The organism is Kutzneria sp. NPDC052558 (assembly GCF_044547355.1).
Taxonomy (GTDB): Bacteria; Actinomycetota; Actinomycetes; order Mycobacteriales; family Pseudonocardiaceae; genus Kutzneria.
This window is the reverse complement of sequence record NZ_JBIUAG010000035.1, coordinates 1-15,213: the sequence shown is the minus strand read 5'-3', so window position 1 is coordinate 15,213 and position 15,213 is coordinate 1. Positions and strand designations below refer to the sequence as shown.

Sequence of the window (15,213 nt, the reverse complement as noted above, 5' to 3'; positions counted from 1 at the left end):
GTCCGATACGAAATATCGTTATGTTACACGCTACACTCCGCCGTGCATGCGACGCAAGATGTTTGAGTTGTAACGGATGGTAAAGACCCCTGGAAGGGTGTGCCCTGCATGGATCAGGTCGGACTACTCCACGCGGCGCAATTTTGTGGAACTCCCCTGTACGTTTACGATCTTGCCGAAGTGCGGGCCCGTACCGCCGAGTTGCTCGCCGCGTTGCCGGAACGTTCCAAGCTGCTCTATTCGCTCAAGGCGAACCCGCTCGAACCGCTGGTGTCACAGGTGCGGGCCGCCGGCTGCGGTGCGGAAGTCTCCTCGCTCGGCGAGTTGGACGTGGCGCTCGCCGCGGGCTTCGACGCGGCCGAGGTGCTCTACACCGGCCCCGGCAAGTCCGATGCCGAGGTGGCCGCCGCTGTCGAGCGCGGTGTCACCTACTTCTCCGCCGAGTCGTCGGTAGAGTTGGCGCGACTGGGCCGGGCCGCGACCGGGTCGGGATCGGCGCTGCGGGTGCTGCTTCGGTTGCAGCCGACCGATCGTCCCGCGTCCGGGCTGTCCATGGCCGACGGCCGACAGTTCGGCTTCGAGCCCGAGGAAGCCGTGACCGCATGGCGGGCGGCCGGCGCCGGCGCGCTGGTCGTGGAGGGTTGCCACGTCTACCTCGGCTCGCAGCTGGGCACCGTCGAGCACCTGCTGGCCGGGTTCGCGCATGCCAAGCAGGTCATCGACAAGGTGTCCGACGCCGCGGGCGCCGCGCCGAGGTTCGTCGACCTCGGTGGCGGGTTCCCATGGCCGTATGCGGTGCGGGGGACCGGATGCGAGCTGACCGACCTGCGTACCGGGCTCACCGACCTGCTCGCCGACTGGACCGCCGGATCCGCTCCACGGGTGGCGTTCGAGACCGGCAGGCGGATCACCGCGTCCGCCGGGCACCTGCTCACCACCGTCGTCGACGTGAAGGAACGCGCCGGCGGCGTGGTGATCGTGGTGGACGCCGGCATCAACGTGCTCGGTGGGATGGCCGGGCTCGGCCGGGTGCTGCGGCCGAACGCCACGTTCGACAACCTTTCCGCCGACGGCGACCGCGATCCGCTCACGGCCGACGTGGTCGGGCCGCTGTGCACCCCGCTCGACCGGCTCGCGATGCGCACCGAACTCGCCACGCCGCAGGTCGGCGACGTGCTCAGCGTGCCCAACGTCGGCGCATACGGCCCCACCGCCAGCCTGACCGCGTTCCTCAGCCGCCCGGCGCCGCCGGAGTTGGTGTTCGACGGCGACGAACTGGTCGGTTCCTGGCAGCTGACCACCACCGCGTTGCCGAAGCCGGTCCAGTTCTCGAAGGTCGGCACCCACGGCTGACCGTCACGGCGATCGCCACTTTCTCCTGTCGCCGTCCACGGGCTGACGGTAGGTTGTCTCGGTGACTACGCCCCACTTGTTCACTGTGCATGCGTTGGTGCACAGCGCCGCGGACACCTTCGGCAGCACGACGGCCGTGAGCGACGGCGCGGCGTCGCTCACCTTCGCGGAGCTGCAAGAGGTGTCGCTGGCCACGGCTGCCGCACTGCGGGCCAACGGCGTCGCGCGCGGCGACCGGGTCGGCGTCTGCATGGCGAAATCGGTCGACCAGGTGGTGGCGATCCTGGCCATCCTGCTCGCCGACGCGGTGATCGTGCCGATCCTGCCGGGTCTGCGGCGCGACAACATCCAGCACATCGTCCGGGACGCCGGCATGCGGCTGTCGATCACCGACGAGATCAGGGCCGACGAGTTGCGGGACTCGGTGCCCGAACTGCCGTTGCTGTTCGGCACCGACGCCGACGCGGAGCCGGCGGTCGTGCTGCCCCGGCTGCGCGGCCGCGGCGACGCCGTGCCGCAGCGGGCCATCAGCGAGGACCTGGCGGCGATCATCTACTCCTCCGGGTCGACGGGTCGCCCCAAGGGAATCATGGTGACCCACCGCAACATCTGGCACGGCGCGCAGATCGTCGCGCGCTACCTCGGCACCCGCCAGGACGACCGCATCGGCTGCGTGCTGTCGCTGAACTTCGACTACGGCCTCAACCAGCTCTGGCAGTCGCTGCACACCGGAGCCCGGCTGTGCCTGTACGAACTGGTCTTCCCCGCCGATCTGTTCCGGTTCGTCGAGGCCGAGCGGATCACCGTGCTGCCGGTGATGCCGGTCATCATCACCCGGATGTTCGATCCGCGGTTGTTGCGGCGCAAGCCGGAGCACGACCTGTCCGCGGTCCGCTGCGTCTGCTCGTCGGGCGGCGCGGTGTCCGAGCGGATGATCGAGCAGGTCACCGGCACGTTCCCAGCGGCGCGAGTGTTCCTCATGTACGGGCTCACCGAGGCGTTCCGGTCGACGTTCCTCGAACCGGAGCAACTGTCCCGGCGCCCCGGCTCGATCGGGCGCGCGATTCCCGACGTCGAGATCCTCGTACTGGACGACGAACTGCGCGAAGTGGCGCCGGGCGAGCGCGGCGAACTCGTGCACCGCGGCGGCTGTGTCGCCAAGGGCTACTGGAACGCCCCGGCGGAGACCGCGAAGCGTTTCCGCTCGCTGCCGCAGTTTCCCGGTGAGACCGTGGTGTTCAGCGGGGACATCGTCACCAGGGACGAGGACGGATATCTCTATTTCGTCGGCCGTCGCGACGCGATGATGAAGTCGTCCGGCTTCCGGGTCAGTCCCACGGAGGTCGAGGAGGTCGCCGTGCGCTTCCCCGGGATACTGGCGTGCGCCGCCGTCGGAGTGGCGAACATCGAGATCGGGCAGGACATCGCGCTCGCGTACACGGCGTCCGAGGTTGTGGACGAGGCTGAGTTCCGGCTGTTCCTCAAGGATCAGCTGCCGAGGCACATGGTGCCCCGGTTCCTGCTGCTGGAGGATTCGCTGCCCGCGACGGGAAACCACGGCAAGATCGACCGGCCGACGGTCAGCGACATGGTGCACGAGCGCCTCGGCCGCACCGAGTCGGGCAACGCGGTTCGGGCACCGTCGTAGTCCATTGTGGACGACCGTGGACACCCGACGGCAGGTGTCCACGGGCGTCACGATCATCCTTCGGGCCGGGCCTCGACGGTGATGCTGTCGCGGACGGTCGACGCCAGATCGCCGAGGTGCTTGGGCTCCCACATCGAGTGGTGCCCACCGGGAACGATCAGCTCGGCGACGTCTCCGCCGGTCACCGCCGCCCAGTCCTCGGCCACGGTCAGCGCGTCGGCCGTCCGGATCACCGTGAGTCGGCCGGTGAAGCCGTTCGTCGGACGGTAGGTGTGCGCCGCGAGTCCGCTGGCCAGGAACACGGCCAGTTGGTGCCGCAGCCGGTGCCGTTCGATCTCGGTCGGCAGCACTGTGCCGCTGAGCAGATCGAAGAGCAGGTCGGACCGCCGCTGCGCGTTGGGCTCGGCGAGCACGGTGGCCAGGTCGGGAGCCGGCTGCCGTGCCGCGTCGGCCAGGTCGTTGACGAACCGCTCGAGAAGTTCCTGTGTCGTGGGAACGTCCGAGCCGGTCGGCAACTGCGTGTCGAGCGCCGCGAGGTACGCCACCCGCTCGCCCCGCGCCTCGAGCTGGCAGGCGATCTCGTAGGCGACCAGCCCGCCGGTCGACCAACCCAGCAGGTGGTACGGGCCGTGCGGCTGCCGGGTCCGGATCGCGGCGACGAACGCCGCCGCGAGCGCCGGCACCGTGTCCAGCGGCGTCCAGTGTTGTTCGGGGCTGGGCGCCTCCAGACCGATGATCTGCCGGTCGCGGCCCAGTTCCCGGGCGAGACCGACATACTGGTACGCGGACCCGGAAGCACCAGGCACGCAGAACAGCGCGGGTTCGTCACCGGCGACCGTGTTCAGCGGCACCAGCAGTGCCTTGGCGGCGGTCGCCGCCGCATCCCTGGCCTGCAGCGCGGTGCGCTCCGCCTCAACGGCGTTGGCCAGCGTCGCGACCCGGTAGAAGCTGTGCTCGGTGAGCACGATCCCGGTGCGGTCCGCGATCAGCCCCAGCACCGCGCGCGCCGACGACTCGTCGCCGCCCAGGTCGAAAAGGTTGCTGTTGTTGGACACCGAGCCCGTCGCCACCGAATCGCCGAGGACCTCGGCGAAGATCGCGCTGATCTGCTCGACCGTGGTCATCGGGGTGCCGGTCAGGCCCGGATCGTCCGGGTCGGCCGGCGCGACCGTCGCGGTGTCGGCGATCCGCTCGGCGATGTCCCGTAGCCGCGGCGCCCCGTACAGCGCGCGGACCCCGAGGTCAAGGGCGAACGCGCGGTTGATCCGGCTGATCACGCGCATCGCCTGCAGCGAGTTGCCGCCCAGCTCGAAGAAGTCGTCGTTGACGCTGATCCGGTCCGTCGGCACGTCCAGCACCTCGGCGAAGGCCGCCGCGACATGGCGCTCCGCAACGGTTTCCGGCGCGATGACCTCCCGTTCGGCGTCCACGAACGAGGTGGGCGCCGGCAGCGCCGCACGGTTGATCTTGCCGGCCGTTGACAGCGGGAGCGCGTCGAGCACGGTCCAGGCCGACGGCACCATGTAGGACGGCAGGTGCTCGCCCAGGTAGGACCGCAGCTCGGTCAGTGAGGGCGCGCCGGCGGCGGAAGCGACGAAATATCCGCACAACGCCTTCTGCCCCGCGGCGTCCTCGCGCAGGGCCACCGCGGCGTGTTCGACACCGGGGTGCGTGGCGAGCACGGTCTCGATCTCCTCCAGCTCGATGCGCAGGCCGCGGAGCTTGACCTGGTTGTCCACCCGGCCGAGGAAGTCCACCTGCCAGTCCGACGTCCAGCGCACCAGGTCGCCGCTGTGGTACACGCGGCCTTCCGGCCAGAACGGGTCCTTGACGAACCGCTCGCCGGTCAGCTCCGGGCGGTTGATGTAGCCGCGGGCAAGGCCTTCGTCGCCGCCGATGAGCAGTTCGCCCGGTATTCCCTTGGGCGCCAACGCACCCCAGCGGTCGACGACGTAGAGCCTGCGGTGCTGCAGCGGTCGGCCGATGGGCGGGGAGGATCGCCACGTGATCCGCGGCGCCGCGTACATCGTGCAGCCGATGGTGGCTTCGGTCGGCCCGTAGCCGTTGACGAACTTGCGGCCCTCCAGGTTCCAGCGGTTGACCAGGTCCGGAGGGCACGCCTCGCCGCCGACCAGCACGTTGCGCAGATCCGGGTAGGGCTCCGGCTCGAGCAGCGCCAACATGGCCGGCGGCGCGCCGATGTAGGTGACCCGCTCGCGGCGGATCAGCGTGGCGAGCGCCTCCGGCGAGAGCAGCGTGTCCCTGCGGGCGAACACGAGGGTCGCGCCGGTGATCAGCGCCGAGAAGATCTCGGCCTGGGACAGGTCGAACGAGAGCGAGGCGAACTGCAGCATCCGGTCGCCGGGCCCGAGACCGAACATCTCGACGAACGAAGTCAGGTACGAGATCAGCGCCCGGTGCTCGATGGGCACGCCCTTCGGCTTGCCGGTCGACCCCGAGGTGTAGAGGGCGTAGACGAGCGAGTCCGGGGTGGCCCACTCCGACAGCTCGCCGGTGATCGTCACCTCTTCGACGACCGACCAGTCCAGGTCGACGCGGATGTACCGTCGCCGCCCCGGTTCCGGCAGGGAGGGCACCAGGTCGGAGCGGGTGAGCACGACGGTCACGTCGCCGTCGTCCAGAATGGTCTGCAACCGGTTCATCGGGTGATCGGTGTCCAGCATGACAAAGCACGCGCCGGCCTTGAGCACGCCGAGCACCGCGACGAGGACGTCGAGTCCCCGGTCGATGGCCACGCCGACGATCTCCTCGTGCTGCACGCCGACGGCGCGCAGGTGGCGCGCCACCACCTCGGCACGCCGATCGAGGTCGCCGTAGGTCAGCTCGCCGCCCTCGAACATGACAGCGACGGCGTCCGGCGTGGCCGCGGCCTGCTCCGCCACGATCACGTGCACCGGCGCGGCGCGCAGCTCGTCGTGCGGGCCGATGCCCGCCGTCAGCAGTTCGGCGCGCTCGTCGGCGGTGACCAGCTGGACCTCCGACAGCCGCACCGACGGGTCGTCGACGACGGCGGCCAGCACCCGGCTGAGGTGGCGGCCCAACTGCTCCATGCGCCAGGCGTCGAACAGTTCAGTGGAGTACTCCATCGACGCGCTCAGGCCGCGCGAGGAGTCGGTGAACGTCACCGACAGGTCGAACCGCGACCGGTCGGTGCGCTGCTCGACGGGAGTGGCCGTGATTCCCGGCAACGCCAGTGTGTCACCGCCGGTGTTGTCGTCCAGCGTCTGGACGCAGACCTGGAACAGCGGGTTGCGGCTCGGGTCACGCGGCAGGTTGAGCCGGTTGACCACCTTCTCGAACGGCACGCCCTGGTTGTCGTACGAGGCGAGGGTCACCTCGCGGACCCGGTCGAGCAGCTCGCCGAACGTCGGGTCCTTGGACAGGTCGAGCCGCAGCACGACCATGTTGACGAACATGCCGATCAGCCGCTCGAACATCGGCTCGACGCGGCCGAGCATCGTCGTGCCGATCGGGATGTCCTCGGCGCCGGTGTACCGGCTGAGCACCAGGCCGAACACCGAGACGAGCACCATGAACGGCGAGACGCCGTGGGCGCGGGCGAGGGTGTGCAGCCCCTCGCGCAGCTCGCCGGGGAACTCGACGAGGCACTCACTGCCCTGGTGACCGGCCAGCGCCGGCCGTGGCCGGTCGGCGGTCAGGTCGAGGACCGGCAGTCCTCGCAACTGGTTCTCCCAGTAGGTCAGCTGGGACTCGTAGCGGTTGTCCCGCACCGCGGCGCGCTGCGCGCTGACGAAGTCCTCATACTGCGAGGTCGACGCGGCGGTGCCGAACTCCTCGCCACGCGACAACTGTTCGTAGGCCTGGGAGAGCTCGGCGTTGAACAGTCCGAAGGACCAACCGTCCGACACGATGTGATGAATGACGATCGACAGCAGGTGGTGCTCGGCGTCGATGCGGATCAGCCGGAACCGAAAGAGCGGCCCGATCCGCAGATCGAATGGTTCCGCCGCCTCCAGCGCCGCCTCCCGCAGCGCAGCGGGATCACGTTCGTCGACGGGCAAGCCGGTCAGGTCGTCGAAGGCCAGCGTGACCGGGCCGGGCGCGGCGATGGTCTGAAACGGCGTGCCGTCCTGAGCGCCGAAACTGGCCCGCAGCACGTCGTGCCGGTCGACCACCCTGGTCAGCGCCCGGTTCAGCCAGCCCCGGTCCAGCTGGCCGCGCAGCCGGTACAGTACCGCGATGTTGTAGGTCGGTGTGCCCGGTCTCAACTGCTCCAGAAACCACAACTGCTCTTGTCCGAATGATAGAGGTATCCGGCGTGCCACTTGGTTCGTCCCCCTCCGAAGGTCGACACGACAAGGCTCTTCCAACGCCTGTGATAGGTCGGCGGTTCCGGACCACAACGGGTGCACGGATGCCCGGGTACGCGCGCAGGATTGGTTAGCACCCCAGCTGAACCGACCACGTCCAGCGTATCAGGGGCGGTCATTCCGGTAGCTGAGCAGCTACCTGGTTCCGGTATGTGAATCTCGTAATCAGGCGGACACGTACAGTCATCAAAGGTTGGGTGTTCGGTTAAATCTAGGTAATATGTATGCCGATGGTCATCCCACCTGTCGCAGGTTCACGGCGGGTTGCGCCCGACCGATCACTGTTCGAGGTCGAATGACTACGGATCTGTTGCGGGCTCGGTGTCCGTAGAAATGCTCACCCTTGAAATAGTCACGCTGTCGTATGGCGGTCACCCCGTTGATCCGCTCGGCCCAAGAGTGCCGTCGACCATTGCGGTTGGCCCTCAAAGGTCACGCTTTCGTCGAAGATTTCTCATCCATGGTGGTGGCGGCCGCGGTCCAGGGTTGGGGTCGCCCCATGGTCGGCCGGCGGTGACGGGGTCGCTGAATCGGCCGGCGGGTTCGGCCGTTCCGGGTAGGGCTGGGGCATTGTTGACACTGTGCATGGTGGTGTACGGGTGCGGTCGGCACCCTTGCGTCCGCAAGGATGACGACGTGACGCGGTCTTGAACGGTGTGAGCCCGGCTGCTAATCTCCGTACCGGAGTTGGGCCTCGTTCGAATCTGGGGAAGTGGGGGCGTCGTCCATCTTCGAGAATGGTTCCCGCCATGGGGAGGCGGTGGTTGATGCCTATCTTCTTGTCTTCTGCCGCTTCTGTCGTCGTGACCTGCACGACAATAGGCTTCTGATTCGGATCTATGACGATCCACTGTGAACGCAAGGATTCGTGACGCGGTCGCGCCAGGTCGACCCATGCCCGTGGTCGGCCGGTGAGGTGTGCCGTTCTACACCGTCGGGCGCTGACTGCGACCGGCGTCCAGTGCGCCGTACAACACTGCAAGAAAGGCTTCACTGTGTCCTACGAATCACGCATCGTCAGGTACGACTCATTCATCAATAACGAGTTCCTTGCCGGGTTCCTCAAGGGCGACGAGTACTCGCTCGAAGACATGGACGACGTGCTCGTGAAGAAGATCATGAGCGGTCAGTTCAGACGCATTGTCTTCACCGGAATGGGCTGCTCTGCGATCGTCTCGGACGTGATTCGCGGCTACCTCATCGAACGTGGCCTCGCCCTCGACATCTACGTCGTCAACGACTACGACTTCCACTTCCTCGTGCCGGACTCGGTGATCGAGGACGAGGCGACGCTCATCATCGTCAGCTCCTACAGCGGCCACTCGAGCGAACCCGTCATCGCTGTTCAGCGCCTGCTGCACGTCGGGCACCGCGTCCTGCTGCTGACCTCCGGCGGCCGGCTGGCCGAGGTGGGCAAGGAGAACAACATCTCCATCATGTACTGGCGGCTGCGCGAGCCCGACCGCGAGTACCCGCTGTTCCACGTCGCCCAGTACTTCGCGATCCTGGTCGACGTCTTCGTCAAGTTCGGCCTGCTCGGTCCGGAACACCTTGACGAGCTGCCGGTGCTGCCCGAGCAGTTGCGGGCCGACTTCGACGAGGAGAAGTCGGAGATCGTGCGCCAGGTCGCCGAGGCGAGCCGGGACGCCAACATCATCCTGGTCGCCCCGCCGAAGTGGCACGAGAGCCTGTTGAAGCTGTGCAAGATGCACCTCAACGAGATCGCGATGGTGCCGGCGACCCGCAACTACTTCCACGAGTTCTGCCACAGCGAGATCGCGTCGCTGAGCGATCCCGAGCGTCGGCACACCGTCCTGCTGTTCTGCGACGCGGACAGCGACGAGTACACGCAGAAGAAGACCGACAACCTCGAACGGCTGCTGACCGCGCCGGTCCCGCAGAACAAGAACGTGTTCGTGCACCGCGTCGAACTGAACCAGCAGGGCTTCCTGCGCAATTTCTTCGGTGCGCTCGACTTCATCCAGCGGCTGACCCTCGAACTGGGCCGCTACACCAACGTCGCCTCCCGTGAGTTGATCTCCGAAGCGGCCGGAAACCCCTGGTACCACAGCACGACCATCGAAGCCGAACGCAAGGCGGGCTGACCGCGGCGGGCACGGCGAAACCGGAAGGGTGGCGGCACGACATGGCGGGTGTCTCGTTCGACCTGCACGGCAGAACGGCGCTGATCACCGGCGGCACCAGGGGAATCGGGCGGGCGTTGGCCGAGGGCGTCGGCGCGGCCGGCGCACGGGTCGTGATCACCGGCCGCACCAAGGAGGGCGTTGACGAAGCGGTCGACGGCCTGCGCGCACTGCAGATCGATGCGACCGGCGTGGCCTGGGACGTCACCGAACACGAACGGGCGCAGGAGATCGTCGACGCCGTGCGCGCCGAGCATGGCGCACTCGACATCGTGATCAACAACGCCGGGATCATCGAGCGGGCCCCCGCGGCGGAGTTCCCGCTCGAGACCTGGCAGCGCGTGCTGACCACCAACCTCACCGGCGCGTTCGTGCTGTCTCAGGCCGCGGGCCGGGCGATGATCGACCGCGGCTACGGGCGCATCATCAACATGGCCTCCGTGCTGGGCTTCTCCGGCGGACGCAACGTCGTGGCGTACACGACGGCGAAGGGCGGGCTGATCCAGCTCACCCGGTCACTGGCCGCCGAGTGGTCCCGGCACGGGGTCACGGTCAACGCCATCGCCGCCGGCTACATCGCGACCGAGCTGACCGCCGAGCTGCGGGCGGACCCCGACCGCGCACAGGGCCTGTTGAGCCGCATTCCGGCCGGCAGATGGGGCACCGGCGAGGACCTCGTCGGTGCCACCGTCTTCCTGAGTTCGGACGCGTCGTCCTACGTCACCGGGTCGGTGCTCGCCGTCGACGGCGGGTGGATGGCCGCCTGACGGGCACGTCGGTCGGTGGCTTCAGCAGAAGGAGAAGTGCAGTTCATGACACGTATCGCGAACCGGATGGCGGGCCTGCAGCAGTCCACCATCCGATCCATGACCGCCCGTTGCGAGGCCGTCGGCGGCATCAACCTCGGTCAGGGCCTGTGTCAGGTGGCCCCGCCCAGTTCGCTGCTCGAACATGGGACGGCTCGGTTCGAGGAGCTGAACCACTCCTACAGCTACGCACGCGGGGACGCGGGCCTGCTGGAGGCGATCTCCGCGAAACTCGCGAAGGACAACGGCATCACGGCCGACCCGGCCAACCAGATCGTGGCGACGGTCGGCGCGACCGGCGCGTTCACCGCGACCCTGGCCGCCCTGTTCAACCCGGGTGACGGCATCCTGGTGCTGGAGCCGTGCTACGGCTACCACCTCTCGGCGATCCGGCTGTTCGAGCTGACGCCACAGCCGGTGCGGCTGGCCGCGCCCGACTTCCGGCTGGAGCGGGACTCGCTGCGCGCGGCGGTGACCGACCGGACCAGGGCCATCGTCGTCTGCACGCCGGCCAATCCCAGCGGTCGGCGGTTCGACCGCGAGGAACTCGGCCACATCGCCGAAATCGCCGGGGAACACGACCTGCTGGTCATCACCGACGAGATCTACGAGTACATCTACTACGGCGACCAGCCGCACCTGTCGCCGGGTTCTCTGCCGGGGCTCGCCGAGCGCACGGTGACGATTTCGGGGCTGTCCAAGTCGTACAGCATTCCGGGCTGGCGGCTCGGCTATGTCACCGCTCCGGCGGAGATCCTCGCTCCCATTCAGGTGGCCGCCGACACGTTGTCGGTCTGCGCGCCGACACCGCTGCAGCAACTTGCCCGATACGCGCTCGCGCTGCCCGACTCCTACTACGAGCAGTTGCGATCCATGTACGACGGCAAGCGGCGCCTGCTGGCCGACGCGTTCACCGCGGCGGGCATGCGGCCCAATGAGCCCGAAGGCGCGTACTACCTGTTCGTCGACTGTTCAGGCCTCGGCGTGTCCAGCGGCTGGGAGGCCGCCGACCATCTGCTCGAACACGCCGGGGTCGCCACCATCCCCGGCGAGGCGTTCTGCCTGAACGATCCCGGGACGCCGATCGTCCGGGCCTGCTTCTCGGTCCCGGACGACGTGCTGGAGAAGACCGCGCTGATGTTGGAGAAGGGCAGGTCGTAAATACGGCGAAGAACGGACCCGGCTACGCTTTCCGGCCGGGACGGATTCACCGCACCGAACGGGGGTGGCCGGGAACGTGCTTGCTACGCTGTCGGTGACCCCTGGTGTGTTCGCGCACCGATCCGGATGGTGTGCGGCCCGGCGGGAATCCGGAAGTGACACAAAGCAAGTGGAGAGGCGCACGCCATGCGAGTGAGTTTGTCGGACCTGCGCGAAGCCGACGGCGAGGGTCAGCCGGGTGCGGTCGACGTGCACACCGCCGAGATCGTCGGACCACTGGTGGTGGGCCGGGTGCTCGAGATCGAGGAGCTGACCGGATTCAAGAAGCCCATTCGGTACTCCCGGGTGGACGTCGGCACGGCCGAGCCGGCGTCGATCATTTGCGGCGCGCGGAACTTCGCGGTGGGCGACCTCGTGGTGGTGGCCCTGCCGGGAACCCGTTTTCCCGACGGCTTCACGATCGAGGCGCGCACCACGTACGGCAGGGTGTCCGAGGGTATGATGTGTTCCCCCCGAGAACTGGGCCTTCGGGACGACCATTCCACTATTGTGGTGCTGCCCGCCGACATCCCAGCGGTGCCGGGCACCCCGGTGGGCGAGTGATTCGCGGGGTACAGGTCTGTGAGGTCCGCGGGACGTAAGGGTTCCGCGCTGAGGGGAGTAATCAGCGTGCAAAGCGATGAGGGTGGCGAGAGCACGGTCGTCGAGCCCGCGCCGGAAGCGCCGGCCGGCGGGCGAAGACGATTCGGCGAGTTATGGCGCAACGCCGACTTCCTGAAGTTCTGGGCGGGTGAGTCGCTGTCGCTGGCCGGTGCCCAGATCAGTCTGCTCGGTCTGCCGCTGACGGCGGTGCTCGTGCTGAACGCGGGCGCGGAGGAACTCGGCCTGCTCAGGCTGCTGCAACTGTTGCCGTATCTGTTCCTGGCGCTGTTGTTCGGGATCGTCGCCGACCGCAATCCCCGCCGCCCGCTGATGATCGCGTCGAACCTGTTGCGGGCCACCGCTCTCGGCCTCGTCCCCGTGCTCACGGTGGTGCACCAGCTGAACATCGGCCTGCTGGACGTCATCGCGCTGCTCGTCGGCATCGGCGCGGTCATGTTCGACGTCTGCTGGCTGTCCTACATCCCCACCGTCGTCGCCGACCGCCGGCTGCTGGTCGAGGCGAACAGCAAGCTCGGCACGTCGTCATCGGCGGCCGAGATCGCCGGTCCCGGTCTCGCCGGCGCGCTGATCCAGGTGCTCAGCGCGCCGTACGCGCTTGCCGTCAACGCCGGCTCCTACCTGCTCTCGGTGATCTCGCTGCTGGCCATTCGCACCCCGGAGCAGCGGCCGGAACCCACCAAGGAGAAGGGAAACCTGCTCCGGGACGCCCGCGAGGGCCTGGTCTGGGTGTTCGGCAACAGCTACCTGCGGGTGCTGGCGCTGCTGGGCGGCTCGTACAACTTCTTCCTCACCTTCATCGAGACGGTGTTCCTCGTCTACGCGGTGCGCACCCTGAACTTGTCGGTCGAAGTCATCGGCATCGTGCTCTCCGCGGGCGGCATCGGCGGCCTGCTGGGGGCCATGCTGGCCAACACCGCGCTCACCCGGTTCGGCCTCGGCCGGGTCTACTCGGTCAGTGTGCTCGTCGCGTTCGCCGCTCCGGTGCTGATCCCGCTGGCCGGCGGCCCGCAGCTGTTCGTGGCCGGGGTGCTCGTCGCCGCGTTTTTCCTGACCAGCCTTGGTATCGGCACGGCGAACGTCATCGTGATCACGCTGCGCCAGGCCGTCACGCCGCGCCGGCTGATGGGCCGGATGAACGCCGCCATGCGGATGCTGATGTTCGGCATCGCCGCACTCGGTTCGCCGGCGGGCGGATTCCTGTCCGTCTGGCTCGGCCTGCACGGCGCCCTGTGGGTCGCCGGCGTGGCCTCGATCCTCGCGCTGGTGCCGCTGTTCCGTTCCGAGATCCCGAAGCTCACCGAACTGCCCAAGCCGGTCGACGACTGAGCTCGGCGTGTTCTGCCACGGTGTGGGCGGCCGGCCGAAGCCGGCCGCCCACACCGTTGTGTGTCAGCCCTCGAAGGTGCCGGTCTGCGCCGGCACCCACTTGCCGCTGGTCACCTGGTAGACGGTCAGCACCTTGTTCGTGCTGTCGCCGTACTGGTCGAAGGCGATGTTCCCGGTCGCGCCGGCGGCCTGGTACGAACCGACGTTGCGCAGCAGTGCGTCGTGCTGGTCCGCGCCCCACCTGCCGTTGTCGCCCAACGTCTTGGCCACGCTGGTGATGATCGCGTTCGCGGCGTCGTAGGCGAACGCGCCGTCCGGGCCGTACTCACCGGCGAACTTGCTCGCGGTGTAGGCCTTCACGAAGTCCTTGGCGCTCTGCAGCTTCTCGGTGGGCGCGCCGACCGAGGTCGCCAGGTCGCCCTCCTTGCCGCCGAGGTCGATGAACTTCTGGTCGTAGAGGCCGTCGCCGCCCATCACCGGGATGGTGATGCCAAGACTGGCCGCCTGCTTGCTGAGCGGCCCGGCGACGGCGTACTCGCCGCCGTAGTAGATGGCGTCCGGCTTGGTCGCCTGGACCTTCGAGATCAGACCGGAGAAGTCGGTGTCCTTCTCGCCGACCTGCTCCTGGTCGACGATCTTCGCGCCGTCCTTGGTTGCCTGCGCCGTGAAGGCGTCGGCCAGGCCCCGGCCGTAGGTCTTGCCGTCCTGGATGACGGCGATGTTCTTCTTGCTGGCTTTCTTGACCAGGTAGTCAGCCGCGTACGGCCCCTGCAGGTCGTCGGTGGTGCAGACGCGGAAGTAGTTGTCGAACTGCCGCTTCGGGTTGCTCGGATCCGTTCCCTTGGTCAGCGACGGAGTGGTGTTGGCCGGCGAGACCATCACGATCTTCTTCTGCGATAGCACCGGCTGCACGGACTGCGCGACCGAGGAGTTGAGCGTGCCGACCACGCCGACAACCGTCGGGTCGGTGCTGAGCTTGGTCGCGGCCTGCTGTCCGATCTGCGGTGATGCCTGGTCGTCCTCGGGGGCGAGGACCACCTTGTAGCCCTTCACGGCGCACTTGGCGTTCGCCTGATCCACGGCGAGTTGGGCGGAATACCTGACGCCAAGGCCGATCGCGGACAGGTTCCCGCTGAGCGGGGCGATGACGCCCACGGTCACGGTGCCCTTGCTGGTGTCGCAGCCGGCGCCGTCTGCACCGCTCTCGGTCCTGTTGGTGCCGCAGGCGGCCAGCGCCAATGTGCCGGTGGCCACCACCACCGCGGCCTTCACCGTCCGGTTGAGCACGTGACGTCCCTTCTCCGAGCTGCCCGGTCGCGTGCTACCCGCAGACCGTCCGGCCCCGCCTGATCTGGGGGCTGGGAAGGAAGTTAGGCGATGAACGGCCCTGCGGTGGGGCGATCACGCAAGTCGTCACGGCGGCCCGGCCACCCGATGCCCGGGCATCGGCCGAATGGACGTCGATCTTGTCCGGCGCGTCCGCTCACCGGGTGAAGGGATCAGGTGGCGTCGTAGGCGAGGTTGGGGCGGAGCCAGCGCTCGACGACGGACAGGGGCAGGCCGCGGCGGGTGGCGTAGTCCTCGATCTGGTCCCGGCCAAGGCGGCCGACCGTGAAGTACTTCGACTCCGGGTGGGCGAAGATCAGGCCGCTGACGCTGGCCGCCGGGGTCATGGCGTAGGACTCGGTCAGGGCCATGCCGAAGGACTCGGCGTCGAGCATCTGGAACAGGTCGGCCTTCTCGCTGTGGTCGGGGCTGGC

9 protein-coding genes and 1 pseudogene are annotated in these 15,213 nt (G+C 68.2%); 7 read left to right on the top strand and 3 right to left on the bottom strand.

The features are described 5' to 3' along the window. Window positions 1–108 precede the first annotated feature (108 nt). Window positions 109–1,353 carry a type III PLP-dependent enzyme gene (locus tag ACIG5F_RS40295; RefSeq protein ID WP_396525366.1) on the top strand — a complete coding sequence of 415 codons (1,245 nt, stop codon included), beginning with the start codon at window positions 109–111 and terminating at the stop codon, window positions 1,351–1,353. A gap of 61 nt (window positions 1,354–1,414) precedes the next feature. Then, window positions 1,415–3,001 carry an AMP-binding protein gene (locus tag ACIG5F_RS40290; protein WP_396525364.1) on the top strand — a complete coding sequence of 529 codons (1,587 nt, stop codon included), beginning with the start codon at window positions 1,415–1,417 and terminating at the stop codon, window positions 2,999–3,001. 53 nt (window positions 3,002–3,054) lie between these two features. Here the strand turns inward: ACIG5F_RS40290 and ACIG5F_RS40285 are convergent, their stop codons facing one another. Further along, a complete protein-coding gene (locus tag ACIG5F_RS40285) occupies window positions 3,055–7,308 on the bottom strand; it encodes an amino acid adenylation domain-containing protein (protein WP_396525363.1) in 4,254 nt (1,417 codons plus the stop codon). A 1,040-nt stretch (window positions 7,309–8,348) separates the two neighbouring features. On the opposite strand from ACIG5F_RS40285, the gene ACIG5F_RS40280 reads away from it, so the two are divergent. From ACIG5F_RS40280 to ACIG5F_RS40260, 5 genes and pseudogenes are all read left to right on the top strand, one after another. After that, window positions 8,349–9,458: an SIS domain-containing protein gene (locus ACIG5F_RS40280; protein WP_396525361.1), complete on the top strand. Its 1,110-nt coding sequence runs from the start codon at window positions 8,349–8,351 to the stop codon at window positions 9,456–9,458. Window positions 9,459–9,499: 41 nt separating this feature from the next. Continuing rightward, window positions 9,500–10,264, top strand: coding sequence for a glucose 1-dehydrogenase (locus ACIG5F_RS40275; protein WP_396525360.1), 765 nt, complete (start codon window positions 9,500–9,502; stop codon window positions 10,262–10,264). Between the two features lie 45 nt (window positions 10,265–10,309). Beyond that, window positions 10,310–11,464: a pyridoxal phosphate-dependent aminotransferase gene (locus ACIG5F_RS40270; RefSeq protein ID WP_396525359.1), complete on the top strand. Its 1,155-nt coding sequence runs from the start codon at window positions 10,310–10,312 to the stop codon at window positions 11,462–11,464. A 261-nt stretch (window positions 11,465–11,725) separates the two neighbouring features. Then, window positions 11,726–12,052, top strand: a pseudogene (locus ACIG5F_RS40265) (phenylalanine--tRNA ligase subunit beta); the annotation flags it as partial. Between the two features lie 81 nt (window positions 12,053–12,133). Beyond that, a complete protein-coding gene (locus ACIG5F_RS40260; protein ID WP_396525358.1) occupies window positions 12,134–13,453 on the top strand; it encodes an MFS transporter in 1,320 nt (439 codons plus the stop codon). A 63-nt stretch (window positions 13,454–13,516) separates the two neighbouring features. Here ACIG5F_RS40260 and ACIG5F_RS40255 read toward each other — a convergent pair whose 3' ends face one another. Next, a complete protein-coding gene (locus tag ACIG5F_RS40255; protein ID WP_396525357.1) occupies window positions 13,517–14,740 on the bottom strand; it encodes a branched-chain amino acid ABC transporter substrate-binding protein in 1,224 nt (407 codons plus the stop codon). A 212-nt stretch (window positions 14,741–14,952) separates the two neighbouring features. Next, window positions 14,953–15,213, bottom strand: a 261-nt coding sequence (locus ACIG5F_RS40250) for a vitamin B12 dependent-methionine synthase activation domain-containing protein (protein WP_396525356.1), incomplete at its 5' end; no start/stop codon positions are given.